18 protein-coding genes, 1 tRNA gene and 4 pseudogenes are annotated in these 17,066 nt (G+C 53.6%); 15 read left to right on the top strand and 8 right to left on the bottom strand.

What is annotated here, in order from left to right; genetic code table 11:
• Window positions 1-8: 8 nt before the first annotated feature.
• From serC to mtnA, 3 genes are all read right to left on the bottom strand, one after another.
• Window positions 9-1,097, bottom strand: a complete 1,089-nt coding sequence (gene serC, locus H7F11_RS05205; protein WP_193650100.1) for a 3-phosphoserine/phosphohydroxythreonine transaminase — start codon at window positions 1,095-1,097, stop codon at window positions 9-11.
• Window positions 1,098-1,100: 3 nt separating this feature from the next.
• On the bottom strand, window positions 1,101-3,641 hold the full coding sequence (gyrA, locus tag H7F11_RS05200) for a DNA gyrase subunit A (protein ID WP_193650099.1): 2,541 nt from the start codon (window positions 3,639-3,641) through the stop codon (window positions 1,101-1,103).
• Between the two features lie 68 nt (window positions 3,642-3,709).
• A complete protein-coding gene (gene mtnA, locus H7F11_RS05195) occupies window positions 3,710-4,747 on the bottom strand; it encodes an S-methyl-5-thioribose-1-phosphate isomerase (RefSeq protein WP_193650098.1) in 1,038 nt (345 codons plus the stop codon).
• A gap of 150 nt (window positions 4,748-4,897) precedes the next feature.
• Between mtnA and H7F11_RS05190 the strand changes: the two genes are divergently transcribed.
• From H7F11_RS05190 to H7F11_RS17205, 5 genes and pseudogenes are all read left to right on the top strand, one after another.
• A complete protein-coding gene (locus H7F11_RS05190; protein ID WP_193650097.1) occupies window positions 4,898-6,112 on the top strand; it encodes a class I SAM-dependent rRNA methyltransferase in 1,215 nt (404 codons plus the stop codon).
• Window positions 6,113-6,182: 70 nt separating this feature from the next.
• Window positions 6,183-6,258 (top strand) — tRNA-Thr (locus H7F11_RS05185).
• Window positions 6,259-6,337: 79 nt separating this feature from the next.
• A pseudogene (locus tag H7F11_RS16665) lies at window positions 6,338-7,003 on the top strand (site-specific integrase).
• Window positions 7,004-7,083: 80 nt separating this feature from the next.
• A pseudogene (locus H7F11_RS16660) lies at window positions 7,084-7,458 on the top strand (LexA family protein); the annotation flags it as partial.
• 12 nt (window positions 7,459-7,470) lie between these two features.
• Window positions 7,471-7,650: pseudogene (locus H7F11_RS17205) on the top strand (IS5/IS1182 family transposase); the annotation flags it as partial.
• Window positions 7,651-7,802: 152 nt separating this feature from the next.
• On the opposite strand, the gene H7F11_RS05165 reads toward H7F11_RS17205, so the two are convergent.
• Window positions 7,803-8,375: an MOSC domain-containing protein gene (locus H7F11_RS05165; protein WP_227485274.1), complete on the bottom strand. Its 573-nt coding sequence runs from the start codon at window positions 8,373-8,375 to the stop codon at window positions 7,803-7,805.
• A 101-nt stretch (window positions 8,376-8,476) separates the two neighbouring features.
• Window positions 8,477-8,818: a hypothetical protein gene (locus H7F11_RS05160; RefSeq protein ID WP_193650093.1), complete on the bottom strand. Its 342-nt coding sequence runs from the start codon at window positions 8,816-8,818 to the stop codon at window positions 8,477-8,479.
• A gap of 158 nt (window positions 8,819-8,976) precedes the next feature.
• On the opposite strand from H7F11_RS05160, the gene H7F11_RS17200 reads away from it, so the two are divergent.
• Together H7F11_RS17200 and H7F11_RS16655 are read left to right on the top strand one after the other, a co-directional pair.
• Window positions 8,977-9,126: a DUF29 family protein gene (locus H7F11_RS17200; RefSeq protein ID WP_193650092.1), complete on the top strand. Its 150-nt coding sequence runs from the start codon at window positions 8,977-8,979 to the stop codon at window positions 9,124-9,126.
• A gap of 238 nt (window positions 9,127-9,364) precedes the next feature.
• The gene (locus tag H7F11_RS16655) at window positions 9,365-9,553 is read left to right on the top strand and encodes a hypothetical protein (protein WP_227485272.1); all 189 of its coding nucleotides are present in this window, start codon (window positions 9,365-9,367) and stop codon (window positions 9,551-9,553) included.
• Between the two features lie 157 nt (window positions 9,554-9,710).
• Here the strand turns inward: H7F11_RS16655 and H7F11_RS05145 are convergent, their stop codons facing one another.
• From H7F11_RS05145 to H7F11_RS16650, 3 genes and pseudogenes are all read right to left on the bottom strand, one after another.
• Window positions 9,711-9,953 carry a hypothetical protein gene (locus H7F11_RS05145; protein WP_227485271.1) on the bottom strand — a complete coding sequence of 81 codons (243 nt, stop codon included), beginning with the start codon at window positions 9,951-9,953 and terminating at the stop codon, window positions 9,711-9,713.
• Between the two features lie 32 nt (window positions 9,954-9,985).
• Window positions 9,986-10,654, bottom strand: a pseudogene (locus tag H7F11_RS05140) (type II toxin-antitoxin system HipA family toxin); the annotation flags it as partial.
• A gap of 37 nt (window positions 10,655-10,691) precedes the next feature.
• Window positions 10,692-10,961, bottom strand: a complete 270-nt coding sequence (locus H7F11_RS16650; protein ID WP_227485270.1) for a helix-turn-helix domain-containing protein — start codon at window positions 10,959-10,961, stop codon at window positions 10,692-10,694.
• A 481-nt stretch (window positions 10,962-11,442) separates the two neighbouring features.
• Between H7F11_RS16650 and H7F11_RS05135 the strand changes: the two genes are divergently transcribed.
• The 8 genes from H7F11_RS05135 to H7F11_RS05100 all read left to right on the top strand — a co-directional run bounded on the left by H7F11_RS05135 (window position 11,443) and on the right by H7F11_RS05100 (window position 16,546).
• On the top strand, window positions 11,443-12,657 hold the full coding sequence (locus H7F11_RS05135; protein ID WP_193650091.1) for a tyrosine-type recombinase/integrase: 1,215 nt from the start codon (window positions 11,443-11,445) through the stop codon (window positions 12,655-12,657).
• Window positions 12,650-12,904, top strand: coding sequence for a DUF4258 domain-containing protein (locus H7F11_RS05130; protein ID WP_193650090.1), 255 nt, complete (start codon window positions 12,650-12,652; stop codon window positions 12,902-12,904). The genes H7F11_RS05135 and H7F11_RS05130 overlap by 8 nt, the downstream gene beginning before the upstream one ends.
• Complete coding sequence (locus H7F11_RS05125) at window positions 12,901-13,089, top strand: DUF2283 domain-containing protein (protein ID WP_193650089.1); 189 nt, start codon at window positions 12,901-12,903, stop codon at window positions 13,087-13,089. The genes H7F11_RS05130 and H7F11_RS05125 overlap by 4 nt, the downstream gene beginning before the upstream one ends.
• Before the next feature lie 112 nt (window positions 13,090-13,201).
• Entirely contained in the window at window positions 13,202-13,621 is a 420-nt protein-coding gene (locus tag H7F11_RS05120) for a hypothetical protein (RefSeq protein ID WP_193650088.1), read from the top strand.
• Window positions 13,566-14,057 carry a hypothetical protein gene (locus H7F11_RS05115; protein WP_193650087.1) on the top strand — a complete coding sequence of 164 codons (492 nt, stop codon included), beginning with the start codon at window positions 13,566-13,568 and terminating at the stop codon, window positions 14,055-14,057. Before H7F11_RS05120 ends, H7F11_RS05115 begins: the two co-directional genes overlap by 56 nt.
• A 96-nt stretch (window positions 14,058-14,153) precedes the next feature.
• Complete coding sequence (locus tag H7F11_RS05110) at window positions 14,154-14,414, top strand: helix-turn-helix domain-containing protein (protein ID WP_193650086.1); 261 nt, start codon at window positions 14,154-14,156, stop codon at window positions 14,412-14,414.
• A 3-nt stretch (window positions 14,415-14,417) separates the two neighbouring features.
• A complete protein-coding gene (locus H7F11_RS05105) occupies window positions 14,418-14,915 on the top strand; it encodes a CHC2 zinc finger domain-containing protein (RefSeq protein WP_193650085.1) in 498 nt (165 codons plus the stop codon).
• Window positions 14,906-16,546 (top strand): YfjI family protein, encoded by a 1,641-nt coding sequence (locus H7F11_RS05100; RefSeq protein ID WP_193650084.1) that lies wholly within the window; start codon window positions 14,906-14,908, stop codon window positions 16,544-16,546. Before H7F11_RS05105 ends, H7F11_RS05100 begins: the two co-directional genes overlap by 10 nt.
• Window positions 16,547-17,066 lie beyond the last annotated feature (520 nt).

The raw sequence follows: 17,066 nt of genomic DNA, 5'->3' as shown, positions 1-17,066 counted from the left end.
CAACGCTCCTAGCTGTGCTTGCGGGCAAAGTCCCGCATGAAATCCACTAACGCCTGCACACCGGCCTCGGGCATGGCGTTATAAATGGAAGCGCGCATCCCACCCAGCAGACGATGACCTTTGAGCTGCAGCAGGTGCTGAAGCTCGGCTTCCTGCAGGAATGCCTTGTCCAGATTGGCATTTTTCAGGGTAAAGGGCACATTCATCCATGACCGGTTACGCGGTTCAATCGGATTGGCATAAAAACCCGCTGATCCGTCTATGGCCTGATAAAGCAATTCCGCCTTGCGCGCATTGCGTTCGGCCATAGCCTGCAGGCCACCGGTCTTTTTTAACCACTTGAACACCAGACCGGCCACATAAATGGCAAAGGTAGGTGGGGTATTGTGCATGGAATCTTCTTTGGCCTGCACGGCATAATCCAGCATGGTGGGCGTATTGGCCGGGGCCTGTCCCAGCAAGTCTTCACGCACAATGACCAGGGTCAAGCCAGCCGGACCAATATTTTTCTGGGCACCCGCATAAATCAGCCCGAACCGGCTGACATCCACGGGGCGCGATAAAATATGGGAAGAAGCATCGCTGACCAGCGGAATCTCTCCCAGCTCCGGCACAAAATCGAATTCCACACCACCAATGGTTTCATTGCCGGCAATATGCACATAAGCAGTGTCTTTGCTGACCTGCCATTCGGACTGGGGCGGTACCAGACGGGCCTGACGATCGGCATTACTCGCAGAAACTTCCACCTCAGCAAAACGCCGCGCCTCATTCAAGGCTTTTTCTGACCAGATGCCGGTCTGCACATAGCTGGCCTTGTGATGCCCACGTAACAAATTGAGCGGAACCATGGCAAACTGGAGGGTGGCGCCGCCTTGCAGAAACAGGACCTTGTAATTTTCCGGGATGTTCATGAGATCACGGAGATCCTGCTCGGCTTCCGCAATAATCTGCATGTAGTCTGCACCACGATGGCTCATTTCCATGACGGAAATACCACGACCATGCCAATCCAGCAGTTCCGCCTGCACTTGCTCCAGCACTGCAGGCGGCAACATGGCAGGACCCGCACCAAAATTATATACCGGCTGATTCATGATTTATTCCTGGGGCAGTTCGGACTGCTCCCCCTCCTCTTCATCTGTTTCTGCAATAAGCGCCAAACCGGCAAGCTGCTCGCCCTCGCCCAGATTAATCAGACGCACCCCCTGGGCATTTCGACCGGTGCGCCGGATGCTGTCCACCGCAATGCGAATCAGGGTGCCGTGGTCGGAGACCAACATCAACTCGTCCCGTTCCGTCACGGCCAGAGCGCCAACCACATTCCCGTTGCGATCATTCGTCTGGATGGCAATGACGCCCTTACCGCCGCGATTGGTCCGCCGATATTCCTCGACCGTCGTGAGCTTGCCATAACCATTGGCTGTTGCTGTCAGTACAATCTGATTTGCATCGACCAGTTCCGCAGAAATTACCCGATCGTTTTCTGCCAGACTGATGCCCCGTACACCCCGGGTATTACGCCCCATGGCCCGGACTTTTTCTTCCGGGAAACGGACCGCCATGCCGTGACGGGTAAAGAGCATGACTTCGCGTTGCCCATCGGAGAGGCAGACGCTTACCAGACGATCGCCATCATCAAGATTGATGGCATTAATACCCTGACTGCGCGGTCGGGAATAATCCATGACCGGGGTTTTTTTGACGACCCCATGGGCAGTCACCATGCACACAAATTGTCCTTCCGTAAAATCGCGCACCGCCAACACCGCAGTAATATGTTCGGTGGGAGCCAGCGACAGCAGATTCACAATCGGCTTGCCCTTGGCGCCGCGACCCGCCTGGGGTAACTGATAAATTTTTTGCCAGAACACCTTGCCGAGGTTACTGAAAAACAGGCAGTAGGCATGGGTAGAAGCGCAGAACATCCGCTCCACGAAGTCTTCTTCCTTGGTGGTCGTCGCCATTTTCCCTTTACCACCGCGACGCTGGGCATTAAATACGGTGACCGGTTGGGCTTTGATGTAACCGGCATGGGTGAAGGTCACCACCATTTCTTCTTCGGCAATAAGATCTTCATTGGAAATATCGCCGGTATCGGCCACAATTTCACTACGTCGGACATCACCGTACTGATCAAGAATGGCGACCAGCTCTTCGCGAATGACTTCCATCAAGCGCACATGAGACCCGAGAATCTCCAGTAATTCCTTGATGCGATCCAGCAAGCCCAGATACTCATCACGGATTTTATCCTGCTCCAGACCGGTCAGCCGATGCAGACGCAAGTCGAGAATTGCCTGTGCCTGGGTTTCGGAAAGGTGATAACCATCAGCCTGCATCCCGTCAGAGGGTTCACCACGCTCGGCAAGCAGGGAAGCCACCATCCCCGGTTCCCAGACCCGCTCCAGCATTCTGGCCTTGGCTTCCGCTGGATTGGCCGCTGCACGAATCAGACTGATGAGCGGATCGAGGTTGACCAGAGCCACCGCCAGACCTTCCAGAATATGGGCACGATCACGCGCTTTTTTCAGTTCAAAAATGGTGCGGCGGGTTACTACTTCCCGACGATGCTGAATGAAGGCATCGAGCAGTTCACGTAAACCCAAAGTCCGGGGCGCACCGTCGAGCAAAGCCACCATGTTGATATTGAAAACACTTTGCATGGCCGTATGCTGAAACAGATTATTGAGCACCACATCGGCGTTGGCATCGCGCTTCAACTCGATGGCAATGCGCATGCCCGACTTATCGGACTCATCGCGCAGGTCACTGATGCCTTCCAGACGCTTTTCCTTGACCATTTCGGCAATGCGTTCAATCAGACGGGCCTTATTCACCTGATAGGGCAATTCCGCAACAATAATGCTCTGCCGATTGGTTTTTTTGTCAGTTTCAAATTCGGTACGAGCACGCATGACCACGCGGCCCCGACCACTGCGGTATGCTTCGATACTCCCGGCCCGTCCAAGAATGTAGCCGGCAGTCGGGAAATCTGGTGCAGGCACCAGATCGAACAAATCTTCATCACCTATCTGCGGATCATCCACCAATGCCAGACAGGCATTGATGATTTCGGTCAGGTTGTGGGGAGGAATATTGGTGGCCATGCCCACCGCAATACCGGCCGAACCGTTGATGAGCAGGTTTGGAATCCGTGCTGGCATGACCAGCGGTTCCCATTCTTTCTCGTCGTAGTTGGGGCCAAAATCCACCGTTTCCTTTTCCAGATCGGCGAGCATTTCATGGGCAATACGCGACATGCGTACTTCGGTATAACGCATGGCCGCCGGACTGTCACCATCCACCGAACCAAAGTTACCCTGCCCGTCAATGAGGGGATAGCGCATGGAAAAATCCTGGGCCATCCGCACCATGGTGTCATATACGGCAGTATCTCCATGCGGATGATATTTACCAATGACATCACCCACCACGCGGGCAGATTTCTTGTAGGGCTTGTTCCAGTCGTTATTCATCTCGTGCATGGCAAAAAGCACCCGACGATGTACCGGTTTCAGGCCATCACGGGCATCAGGAAGCGCCCGCCCGACGATTACGCTCATGGCGTAGTCGAGGTAAGACTGGCGCATTTCCTTTTCGAGACTGACGGGAATGGTTTCTTTGGCGAACTCTATCATCTGGAGACCGGATATCCTTGATTATTTTAACGCTGTATTATGCCACAACAGGACGCTTTCTGCATGTTTCAGCCACGCAGATTGGCAAGACTGTGCAGGTAGTCGGGCCGGGCCACCCCTTTTTCAGTAATAATCGCCGTAATGAGGGCGGCGGGCGTGACATCAAAAGCCGGATTCCGCACTTTAACACCCGCAGGAGCCACATCATGACCCGCACACTGCCGGACTTCGCTGTCCGGACGCTCTTCAATAATGATTCCTTCTCCGGCAGGCATGGCGAAATCTACCGTACTTAAGGGCGCTGCCACATAAAAGGGAATCTGATGATATTGCGCCAATACTGCGAGACTATAAGTTCCGATTTTATTGGCTGCATCACCATTGGCGGCAATCCGGTCAGCGCCTACGATCACCGCCTGAATCAGCCCCTGCTGCATGAGATAGGCCGCTGCACTATCCGCATTCAGGTGAAAGGGAATGCCGTCCTTCTGGAGTTCCCAGGCGGTCAGGCGCGCACCCTGCAACCAGGGCCGGGTTTCGTCGGCATACACCTGCAGTTGTTTTCCGGCAGAAATGCCCGCCCGGATGACGCCCAGCGCCGTACCATAGCCCCCCGTGGCCAAACTCCCGGTATTGCAGTGCGTGAGGATGCCGCCCTGCTCGGGCAACAAGGCGGCGCCATGGCGACCCATCTGTTGATTGTCGGCGATGTCCTGTTCCAGCAAGTCATGGGCGGCCTGCAGCAATAATGCCGCAGCCCGGTCAGCAGCTCTTTCGCCTTGCGCCAGCGTTAATTGACGATCTGTTGCCCAGGCTAAATTGACGGCGGTGGGCCGCGCCGCCTTGATTTCCGCTGCTGCTCCTGCCAAACGCTGCTGCCAATCAGAAAATTGCCGCATTTCCTGTGCCGCCAATGCCATGGCATAAGCCGCAGTCACGCCAATCGCCGGCGCCCCGCGCACTACCATTTGCGTAATGGCCACCGCCACCTCGCGATAGTCACCCAGCTGCAACCAGATTTCCTGTTGTGGTAACAAGCGCTGATCCAGCAGGTAAAGCTGATGGTCTTCCCAACGGATGGCACGAATATTATCGACTATAGGCACAGAGAATCTCCTGAGTGGCGGGTTTCGGACAGCACCGGATAAAATACACGGCGCGCTCAATATACGGATCAACGAAATATCTGTAAAATGCAGGACCTTACCCGCCCCCGAAATGCCGGGGCAACTTTCCTTTTCCTATAGGTTTTGATCATGTCTGCCATCCACCATTACCCTGTTCTGCGCCTGCGCCCCAAGGAAGACCGCCGTTTGCGTGCCGGTCACCTCTGGATTTACAGCAACGAAGTCGACGTCGCCAAAACGCCTCTGCATGGAATTATGCCCGGCAGTGTCTGCAGAATAGAAGATGCCCAAGGAAAAGCCATCGGCCTGGCGCATATCAATCCGCACACACTCCTTTGCGGGCGCCTTCTCAGCCGTGATCCCCACCTACTGATCAATGAAGCATTTTATCAGGAGCGGCTGCAACAGGCGTTGCGCATGCGTGAAAAATTGTTTTCCGCGCCTTTTTACCGATTGGTGCATGGCGAGGGAGATGGCCTGCCCGGCCTGATTATTGATCGCTATGAAGATACCTTGGTCATACAGCCCGGCAGCCTGGGTATGGATCGGGACATCGCCCTGATTGTCAACGCCCTGCAAGCACTTTTACACCCGACGGGTATATTATTGAAAGCGGGCGGCGCAGCGCGGCGACTGGAAGGTTTGGAAGATCGGGTAGAAGTTCTGTTCGGACAGGTTCCGGAGCGTCTGCAGATTTGGGAGAATGATTGCTTATTTGAGATGGACCCGCGCGGCGGTCAAAAAACCGGATGGTTTTACGACCATCGCGCCAATCGTCGACGCCTGCTGAGCTACGCCCCCGGTAGGCGCGTGCTGGATTGCTTTGCCTATCTCGGCGCTTTCAGCATTCCCTTGGCCAAGGCCGGGGCGCTTGAAGTCACCGCAGTAGACAGCTCGGCACCCGCTCTGGCCTTACTGGAAGAAAATGCCCGACGCAATGCCGTAGCTCCTATTCGCATTATGCACGATGATGCCATGGAAACTTTGGCCCGACTTCGGGACCGTGGAGAGCAGTTTGATCTCATCGTCCTCGACCCCCCGGCATTGATCAAATCCAAAAAGGATTTCAAGGAAGGCAGCATTGCCTACCGGCGCTTCAATGATCTGGCCATGCGCCTGCTCGCGCCGGGCGGTATTCTGTTCACGGCCTCCTGCTCCCATCATCTCAACCGCGAGACGCTGCTCGGCCAGATTGCCTTTGGCGCGCAAAGAGGCGATTACGCCATCATCGGCGAAGGGACCCAGGACATGGATCACCCCATCCACCCCGCTGTGCCCGAAAGCAGCTATTTGAAAGGTTTTTACGTACATCGCCGGGAATTGATTACTGACGAACCGGAGTGATTTTCACGATGGGGCGGGCATGGGGTGGATTCTTGTCGCGCTGCCCCATGACAGGTACAATCGCGCCCACGCCGTTGTAGCTCAGTCGGTAGAGCAACTGATTCGTAATCAGTAGGTCAGAGGTTCGATTCCCCTCAACGGCACCAATAAAACATTTACTTAGCGATTTTTGCTCAAATAATGCCTAAACTGTACCCAGATTGAGTGTCAGAAAAGAGGGCAACAATGGAAGCCGAAGGCAAATTCCCCAATACCATTCGCCTGCATCTGGCCTTCTTGCTTTCCCATCTATTCAATATGGCCCGCAAGGAATGGGGCATGGAAGCTCTGAGCAATCCGGTAGGACTGATCCGTAAACCCAAACTGCCCCAATGTCGAGATAAACGGTTGGTTGGTAATGAAGAATCTCGTTTGCTGGCAGATATTGTGATTTTCGCCATTGAAACCGTCATGCGCCAAGGGGAAATCATGGACTTGGAATGGTGTCACATCAACTGGCTGGACCATACTGCTTATCTACCCGAAACCAAGAATGAGTCTGCAAGACTGGTGCCCTTGTCTGAGCGCGCAGAAGAAGCCTTACAACGGCAACAGGTCAGGGCGACGGGACAGTATGACAAGGTTTGGTAGTACACGAATGATGGTATGCGGGCTGTTTATAATCGGGCTGTCAAACGAGCGGGTATTGAAGGGCTGACTTTTCATGATTTACGCCATGAAGCGACAAGCCGTTTGTGTGAGAAAGGCATCCCGATAATGACCGTACAGGTTATCACCGGCCATAAATCTACCCAGATTCAGAGAGGATACTGGTGGATGCGGTACGGGGGCAACACCCTGCCTGATATGGAAAGCCGCGCATTTCCGAGACTGGTACGGGGATTCGGCTAGGTGGATATCGTCAGCGGCTAAATTCAGGGGCCGTGAGATTTTCCTGTAAATCGCAACCTGGTAGATTGCAGACATGCGCAATGACCAATCAGCATCCGTATCTGGCTGCCAAAATTGTAAAAGTCATTCAAGTTGATTCTCTGAATAGGATTGCCATGGCGCTGGATACAATAACCATAGAGAAGCCTGCCAAGGTGGGGCTGACCGTGATGTGGCCTGATGCGCATGCATCTTTATCAGCAGCACCATTATACATTTCCAAGGTCGCGGCAGGCATGCCATCCCCCGCTGACGATTATGTAGAAAAGACGCTCGATTTGAATACATACTGCCTGCCCAATAGTGGGGCATTCTTCTTTTTGCGGGTATCCGGTAACTCCATGACGGGTGCGGCCATCCATAATGGGGATATTCTTGTGGTGGATCGCAGCATTAAACACCAAAGCGGCCAAGTGGTGATTGCAATCAAAGTGCGGGCGCGGGTAGAGCACATATTTGCAGCTATAGAACAAATGGGTGGCAAGCGTATTCGGACCATCGGCCAGGTACGCGCAAACTTCGCGATGACCATGATGGTCGTGACCTCCAACATCAAACGTCTAACCTTTCTCGAAAAGGGGCCGATCAGAGCAGAAGTATGCCCGTAATGTGGAAAAGCGTGGAAATATGGCCTTGAAAAATACTGTTTACTAAAAATCCGTAGTAAAATGTCCTGAATCCTGATTTTTGAGCTTATCATTCCTCAGGGAAGCGGGTTTTTCGAGCTGTCCTTTGGACGTTACTGCGAAGCCAGGAGGTTTTATCGGTGTGAATTTTTCAGATACCCTATGCGCTTTTCAATTTTCACTCGAAGATTCTCGGCAAGGCCAGGTGCTTCCATCCATTTTTGCAACGCACCCCCAGTCTCTGGATCGTCGCGTCGCATCTGTTGCAGCAATGAGCTCAGGCGATAGCATTCATTCACGGATTCCAGCAACTCCAGTCTGTCGTACTCCTTAACCATGCCCGCCTTAAGAACACGAAAATACCATCCCGTTATGGAGGTTTCGGCGATATAGGCTGCCACACCTTGGCAATCCAGTTTCTCGTCAATTTTCCAGCAGGGACTGCGAGGTTGCGATATTTGCAAGAGCCCTTCACCTAATCGCCAGATATCGCCGATATGCACATCATGTTCATCCAGATCAGGGCATGAAATATTTTCGCCAATAGCACCTGGAAACAATTTTCCATGCAGTGTCGGAAAGCGCTCTGCCAATGCTTCATAATGTTTAACGGGATATAACTGAACAGCTTTATCCGGGCCACCATGAACCCGTAGGTCTGCCTGATGATCGCCTTCAAAACCGTTTGTATCCAGTTTTACCGGCATTTTTGCCGGGATTTTGTATATGCCGCTGGGTCGAGCTGATTGGGGTAACAACTGGATAGTACCCACAAAAACCTGCACGGCTACGGATTTTTTGATGGGTGTCATTGGATCAGTACCTGTAATGAAAAAATGGCTGATACGCGTTCAATTTGTATCCTGAGCACTGTATATTCTGGTAACTCAGTTTCTGGTGCCGGATCACCCTGACAGGCGCAACCGGGTATGGTGCTGGCATAACTGACGCCCAAATCCATGCAGAGTAACTGGTTATTTTCGCGGCGATTCAGCTCCATGAGCGTGACATCATCCAGTAGTGCATAGCTGCCATGCTCTAAAGCACTTTGTAAGGGCGCAAACAGAACGTCCTGTGCCAGTAAATCGGCGCGCAACAGGTACAGAAATTCAGACTGCCCCCAAGCCCTGAGTGTAGAACTGGAAAGCATTGAGTTCAAAACCGATACCAACTATCAACTGATGGATTATTCATGGTCATTTTCAATATCCTTCATTGAACGCCGCTGATCAATCAAAATTGTGACGGTGACTTCAAGTCCACTTTCTGCTCTTCGTCCAATCTTATTGCCATCTACGGATCTTGCCTATGCGCTTGATAAAATGGCAACCTCAAAAACAGAGCAAAAGCTGGGCGACCACCATAAAAAATCAACGGCTTGATCTCAAGTATCTCCTCAAGGATTCACCAAGCCTCAAGAGGCTGATTCCTGAAATGATGCCGGACGCTTGTAAGTAATGCCACAGACGAGGCGGCTTTTGAAACCGATCTACCGCTCTTCACCTTTCCAGAGCCGTGCCCTTGGGATATCGACACGCAAATTCTGGCTAACTGGTGACCAGAATAAACACGATCACCGTTTTACATACAGGTCCGGAATAACCGCTATAATTTCTAACGAAGCTTTAGATTTAAAGCAAACGTCTCCTCGTCATGACATTTCGTGGAGACTCCGGGTTGAGTCAGGAGCCGTGTCATGCCAAAACTTAATATTGTTATATTACTCACCATAAGCGGTTGTTTTTCTTCTATGGCTTGGGCGGCGCATACAGTCGGACCCAGCCCTGAAGCTCTGTGGAAAGAAGTACAAATATTGCAAAAAACGCACGCCATCATGACCGGAAGCGTGTCTTATCAAGCGGGATCTCGGACGGTTGATCCTTAAACCGTGGACTTGGCCAACCCTTTGGCAATATCTGGCATCCAAAAAGCCGGTGGGATACTGAAAGTGACCCGCGATAGCAACGGAAGCCTGGTAGTCAAAGAAAATCACAATGCCCAGACTGAAAAGCTTAATGATACTGAGGCACTATCGGGCTTACTTAATGCAAAGTCAGCGTTTTTGGTGAATATACGTAACCCGGCGGCGGGTTGAATTCCCGCAGCTTGGTGTCGAGCAGGTTATCGAAGAAGAGCAAACGGTTCTTGGCGCGGTCGGCGAGAGGTACATCCGGATCAAAGCCGCGCCGCTGCTCGGCTTCCTCGCGGGGCACAATCGTCCGGCCGATGGCCTCGGCATAGCCGAGGATTCGGGCCCGGACGGTTTTGTGTTGGCCCGGTTTCATAAATAGGGCTTCAGATTCAAGGTGCGCTGGATTCATTCGCGCACGCTATCAGGCACGCCGACCTTTTCTGCAAACGACCCCCATTTCGATACCGTCGCCTGCACCTCGGCAACGATTTTCGCAGCGCGCCCCCGTTTCATCGAAGCGGTCTTTGCGCAGGCGTTGAAGTCCTCCAGCGTGAAATGGTCGCGTTTTCCATTCATCGTTATCTGATGGCTTGGCGTCCACGCGCCCGCAGGATTAAAGCTGTAGGTCATATCAAAGGCCGGCGACAACGACCACTCACCGGCCTTGTTCATCAGGAAGGCAATATTCTTCACGCGGTCATCCTGATTGCGGGCCACGATATTGAATACCATGCGCAGAAACAGTTGCTCGATGGCCTGCATCGGCAACTGCAGTTGCCGCATCACCAACAACGCCTGCTCGTAGCTGTAGGCACCCGCCATATTGAAATCATAGTGCGCCAGGGCACAGAGCGACTGCATGTAAAGTTTCTCGCCGGCAGCCAAACGATCAAAGCGACGTGTCATGAAATGCGACCGGCCATTCTCCTTGAATAGCCGGCATTCACTGATATTGATGCCGCATTCAAGCGCCATCAGGTAATGCGCATACTCAATCACCCCGTAGCCTTGCGGGTCTTCCAGTTCCTTGTCCTTGTTGCCACTGACACCATCAAATTTCAGCAGCCAGTGTTCAAATCCCTTGCCGGCCTTGACCTAGTCCGAGCGCACTTCATTGGTTTTCGGGTTCCATGCGATGACCGCCTTCGCCCGCGCGCCACCGGCGGATGTGTCCACGCGCAGAACATCCCCCAGCGCATCCCCCTCCTGTCTGCAGCCGCAAAATTTGCCCAGCCTCCATGCGCTCGAGGGTGCGCTTGGCGACACCCGCCTGTTCGGCCACCGCTGCCTGGGTCAACTGCAATTCAACCCGACGGCCAGCAATCCGTGCGCCCAGCTCGGCCAGCACGGCTACATCGGCGTGTAGACCAGTGATTTTCATAGTCGTAATCTATCGCGAATATTCCGGTTGAACCGCTGTATATCGTCAGTCATTGCGATATTCGTAGACCAATAAACTACTTTAGTCAACTCGCAATAAATAGCGAGATAGTGATTTTATTAGTTCTTAGTCGCAATATGGTGCGGTAAATACCTGATGCTGACAGATGGCAAACGAATGACGCGGATTAACAATTACGCTGCAAATTCAATTGGGCAAAGAAAAAGGGCTTAGACATAATTCTAACCATTTGATTTTATTGGTGCGATCGGAGAGAGTCGAACTCCAGACCTACTGGTTCGTAGTCTCAAGTCCCAGCATTTACGGCGCTTTATCAACCCCCCTGTATATTGACGCATCAAACACTTAGGCAGATACTACCTTTACCAACATTCACGGATTTACCGGAATTAGGTTAGCCCAAGGTTAGCCCAAGGTTAGCCCGGCTAACTGGAGCCTCAGGGTCCAAAAGGAGTACACCATGCCCAACAAGATGCAGTTCACCAAGGCCCGTATAGCCGCGCTGGAGCCAGTACCCGGCAAGCGCGTCACCGTCTATGACCTGGAACAGAAAGGCTTGTGTATTCGTGTTACCCCAGCCGGAGCCAAGGCGTTTTATTGCGTTAAAAAGGTAGATGGCCGGGTGGAATGGCTACGCATAGGCGATGCCGCCGCCGTTACCATCGAGAACGCCCGACACACAGCCGCGAAGATCATCAACGATATTGCCGCAGGCACGAACCCCGCCGAACAGAAGCGCATCAAGAAAGCAGAGATGACATTCTCTGATCTGTTCGCTGAATGGGTGAAAGAAGGCAAGGCCAAGGGTAAAAAGAGCCTGGGCAACGATGAGCGCAACTATCGTCTGCACCTGGGCACCCTGGCAAAAAAGAAGTTGTCCGATATTACGCGCCAGCAAATCCGCAGTCTGCATAACAAAATCAGCAAGGGTTCAGGACTCTATCAGGCTAACCGGGTGCTGGAGTTAATCAGCGCCGCTTTTAACTTCGGTATCAAGACGCTGGATATTCCCAGTCTGAGCAATCCCACAATAGGCATAAAAGCCAACCGCGAGGAAAGCCGGGACCGTCGCCTGCACCCCGACGAGATGCCGCGATTCTTTGAAGCACTGGCCGCAGAGGAAAACCCCGATATAAGGGATTACGTCATGTTATCTCTACTGACTGGAGCGCGTCGCTCCAATGTGCTGACGATGGCCTGGAACGAAATCCACCTGGAGCGCAGGACGTGGATCATTCCGGGCAGTAAGGCCAAGGCGAAGGACAATATCACCGTACCCCTGAGCAGTGCCGCCATAGAGGTGCTACAGGCCCGCGCAGAGGCTACAGGGGCGCAGGGATGGGTATTCCCCAGCACAGGCAAGACAGGGCACCTTGTGGAGCCCAAAAAGGGCTGGGCGCGATTACTGGAGCGGGCAGGCATCGAGGATTTGCGTATTCACGACCTACGCCGGACCCTGGCAAGTTTCCAGATCGACGCCGGGGTATCCCTGGCCGTTATCGGCAAGGGACTAGGGCACCATTCCCAGCAAACCACTGCCGTTTATGCAAGACTCGCGCAAGACCCGGTTGCCGATGCCTGGCAGAAGGGCACCGATGCCATGCTCGTGGCTGGAGGGATTAAAAAACCTGCTGAGGTTGTACCCATAGGCAAAAAGGGCAAGCGCAGTGCATAGCCGCCGCTTTGAGCGTCCCATCGTGTTGACGCATCATGCAAGAAAGAGGATACAGGAACGCCGTATCAGCGATGCCGATATTATGGAAATCATCGAGACAGGGACTATCCGCGCCAAGGATGAGCGCCGCGCGTGGATATACCGAGAGTTCCCGGATCGGCAAGACAATTTGTTGTGCGTGGCCGCTCTGCTGGATGACGCCATTGTAATCAAAACCATCATGACCTTTTGGGAGGTATCCCCATGAAGACCGACTATGACCCAACCGATGACATTCTGGTGCTGCACTTCACCGATAAGCCCGTCACTCGTGAGGTGTCGCAAGACTGGAACCTGAATATTGCCTATGCCGATGACGGAAGCATTGTGGAGATCGTGATCCTGGACGCCAAGGCATCCGGCGCATGGCCGATACCACAGCACGCCGCCTGATGATTTGAGTTGTACCGCCATGTTCTAGGCTGATCCCCGAAAAGGTGGGCACCCTTCCCGCTCTGAACATGGCACCTATTTTTGAAGGGGCGCAGATAGGGAGCGCGATGTTATGGCTAGACAGATACTAGAGCCGGAGTATTACAAGCTGGCTGAAGTGGCGGAGAGGTTGGAAGTCTCGGAAGATATACTGTTGAGGCTAATCAAAGAAGGGAAGCTACTTGCCGCCTTGCCTGGAAGGTTTGTCGTATCCGTTTGTGCTGAAGATCAGGACTATGCGCCATTATCCGAAGATGAGATAAGGCGGATTTTGCCAGAGGGTGTTTTTATTTCGCCTGGAATCACACAAGAACAATACAACAAAGAGCGCATGGGCCGGGAAGAAGCGTATAACCTGATCGCCGCCGAACATGGGGATGATTGGGCTGATAGGGCCAAGCGCTTTGATGATTTGTTCCCGCTTCCATTGCCTTGCAATGCAACCCATTACAATAGACGGGGTTGGGTATCTTTTACCCGACTGCTTGTGTGAGCCGGACGACAAAGACCCTGAAAAATACCCAGCATGGTTTTCTGGAGCGTCCCATTTTTATGGGCTGGAGGGCAAAACGCCAGGGGTGCGATGGGATCGCAACTATTACCTAGACGACCTAGAGACGACATTCACAGCGGATGCAATCGTTATCCCAACTTCCGAAATCCACCGCATAGAGCACCAGCACGAAGTCGCGCAGAAGGCCAATGCCGAGGATGTTCTGGGTACCAAGGAACGCGAAACCATGCAGGCAATTATTGCTGCATTTGCTGATGTGTTGGCAGAAAAAATCCCACAATATCGAAACGGGAAAAACCCGAACGCTATACAGATTGCGAAGTTGCTAAATCCCAGAATCCCCAGCCGGACGGACGAGGGAATCCGCAAAACTATAGGCAATGCAATCAAGGCCGGGCTTACTGTTAAGCCCTGATTTTGTCAATTGCCAATGGCATTTGGCATTTCCCCGACTTCCCCGAAATATCCCCGCACCATGAGCACCATCATTCATCACGATAGGTGCTTAACCATGCAAACCGAAACTGAAACCGTCTCCCAGATCATCGCTGAGATCAGCCGCAACCTGGGCTATCCCCCGGACGCCATACCGACGCAGGTTGACGAAAAGAGCGCGTCGCTTGTCCTGGACGTAAAGCCCGCAACGCTCTGTAACTGGCGCTGCACAGGCCGCTACAACCTGCCGTATGTGAAAACTGGACGCCTGGTCCGTTACCGCGTCGCTGATCTTGCCGCATGGATCGCCAAACGTCGCACCGGGGCGGAGGGTTAAGCCATGCAGGAACAAAAAAGCCGCCCGGCGCAGGCGGCATATCGAAACGTCCAGAGTCATGATAAGCCAATAAATAAAGTGCTGTCATCCCTTGATTCCGTAAAGAAAACCGCACCAGACCGCTGGATGGCGAAGTGCCCGGCGCACAACGACCGTAGGCCAAGCCTTTCTGTTCGGGAAACCGAAGATGGGACCGTATTACTCCACTGTTTTGCTGGTTGTGGTGCTCAGGAAATCACCAGCGCCCTGGGCCTGTCCGGTTCTGATCTGTTCCCGCCCTCTGATCGTTACAGCGTAACGAACACCGGACCAACGCGCCGGACGGTAGATTACAAATCCGCGTTACTGGGTATTCACACTGAGGCCGTTGTAGTCGCCAGCGCCGCCGTTGCCCTGGCAAATGGTGAGGCTCTCGACGATAGCGCAGTGGAAAGACTGCTGACCGCTGAACGGCGTGTATCCGACGCCATTCTCATGGCAGGGGGTGGCGTATGGGCTTGAGTGTCGAAGATTTAGAAGCCGGACCGCACAACTATCCAGACCCGGAACCGCTACCGACTGGACTACCACCCGTTGCGCCCTTCAGTGCTGATCTGTTGCCTGGTTCACTGCGAGCTTACGCAATGGACATTGCAGAGCGTTTGCAGTGCCCGCCCGACTTCCCCGCCGTGGCTTTTGTCACCGTGTTTTCCGGGCTGATTGGATCGCGTCTGGGGATACGCCCGAAGGCTCAAGATGATTGGCTGGTTGTCCCGAATCTATGGGGCGCGATTGTGGGCAGACCTTCGATCATGAAAACGCCCGCATTGCAGGAACCTATCAAAATGCTGCAACGTCTGGGCGCACTGGCCCGCAGTCTGCACGATGAGAAGATGCTTGCACACAGCGCAGAGCTTCAATTCCACAAGGTGCAATCCGCAACCAATCGTAAAAAGGCCGAATCCCTAGCCAAGAAAGGCGACGCAGACAAAAGCAAAGTCATGGAGCTTCTACGACCTGAGCAGCCACCAGCACCACCGAAAGAACGCCGCTATCTGGTCAACGACGCAACCGTGGAAAAACTGGGCGAACTCTTGCAAGACAACCCAGAAGGTGTCCTTCTATTCCGTGATGAGCTTGTGGGCTGGCTCAAGTCTCTTGATCGGGATGGCCGCGAAGGGGATCGCGCCTTTTATCTGGAATCCTGGGCGGGTTCTGGCTCTTTCACCTATGACCGCATAGGGCGGGGCACTGTTCATATTGAGCGCATAACCTTGGCTATGTTGGGCGGTATCCAGCCGGGACCACTGCGAGATTATGTGAGTTCTGCCGTCAAGGGCGGAGCGGGCAATGACGGGCTGCTGCAACGCTTCCAGTTGCTTGTCTGGCCGGACGTAAAAGCAGACTGGCACAACGTGGACCGATGGCCGGACACCGAGTCTAAAAACGCCGTGTGGCGGATCGTGGAGCGTATCGCCGCGCTGGATGTTCCCCATGAGGAGGGAGAAATATCCTTCACCCGATTTGGTCCTGAAGCGCAGGAAGCATTCAACACATGGCGGGCAACCCTGGAACACCGCCTGCGAAATGAGCCAATGGCCGAAGTTCTGGAAGCGCACCTGGGGAAATATCGCTCCCTGGTCCCCAGTCTGGCGCTGATCTTCCACCTGATCGACGAGCAAGTGGCCGTGTCTCCCGTTAAGGTAGAACACCTGAACCGAGCGATTGCCTGGACGGAATACCTGGAAACCCATGCACGAAGGGTTTATTCACAGGCGCTTGATCCGGGTATGGCCGCAGCCATTGCGCTAGCAGATCGATTGACAGAATTGCCCGAAGTATTCACCGCCCGCGACATATACCGCCGCTGCTGGGCTGGGCTGGATCGTGAGCATACAGAGAAAGCGCTGACCGTCCTGCTGGATTATGGGCAAATCGTCCTCGTTGATGGTGGACGAGACACGGGACGACCTAGCCAACCATACCGCGTCAATCCGAAAAAAAATAATTCTGAATATGCAAGTCAGAGGACTGCCAAAACTGACAAAAGTACCGAAAAGGGGGGTTCTGGCAGTTTTGTCAGTACCCCGTCTGGGGAATATGAAAATATTTTTCCTGATGACGACGACCTGGCCGATGAGGTGCGGATATGAAGGCTGCACAGATTATCGTGGACATCGTGGACGCTGGCGGGTTCATCGTGGCAGAAAAAGGCGAGATCGTCGCAAGGCGTGTTCCCCGCCATCTGATCCCGCATATCCGAGAGCACAAGCCCGCACTGCTGGCGCTTCTATCCCCGCAGCCGTTTGTGGCCCCACTCCCGTCTGAGCAATGCGCTGATGATTACGCAATGGTCGAGCGCTTGGCGATTCAGGCCGAGAGCATGGATAGCACCACCGCACTCGCTCCGACGCCGTACAGGGCAGATATAGCCCCTTCCCGCGTGTCTTGTGGATCGTGTGCCCGATTCCAACCTGGACCGCAACCGCTGTCCATTGGCGTCTGTTTAGCGACTAGTCACGGATTACCACCGGAAGGCGGATCAGGTTACAAGGCCGCTTTCCCAATGGCACAACGTCAGTGCCCTGAGTTTTCGGGGGTGGCGTCATGATTACACGTCCGAGGATTACGCTTGCCTACGTCCGAGAGCTGCGATCAGGACGCCTATCCCGC

Source organism: Acidithiobacillus sp. HP-2, from assembly GCF_015100155.1.
In the GTDB taxonomy this organism is placed as follows: Bacteria; Pseudomonadota; Gammaproteobacteria; order Acidithiobacillales; family Acidithiobacillaceae; genus Acidithiobacillus.
The sequence above is the reverse complement of the archived record's forward strand: the minus strand, read 5'-3'. Positions and strand labels throughout refer to the sequence as shown.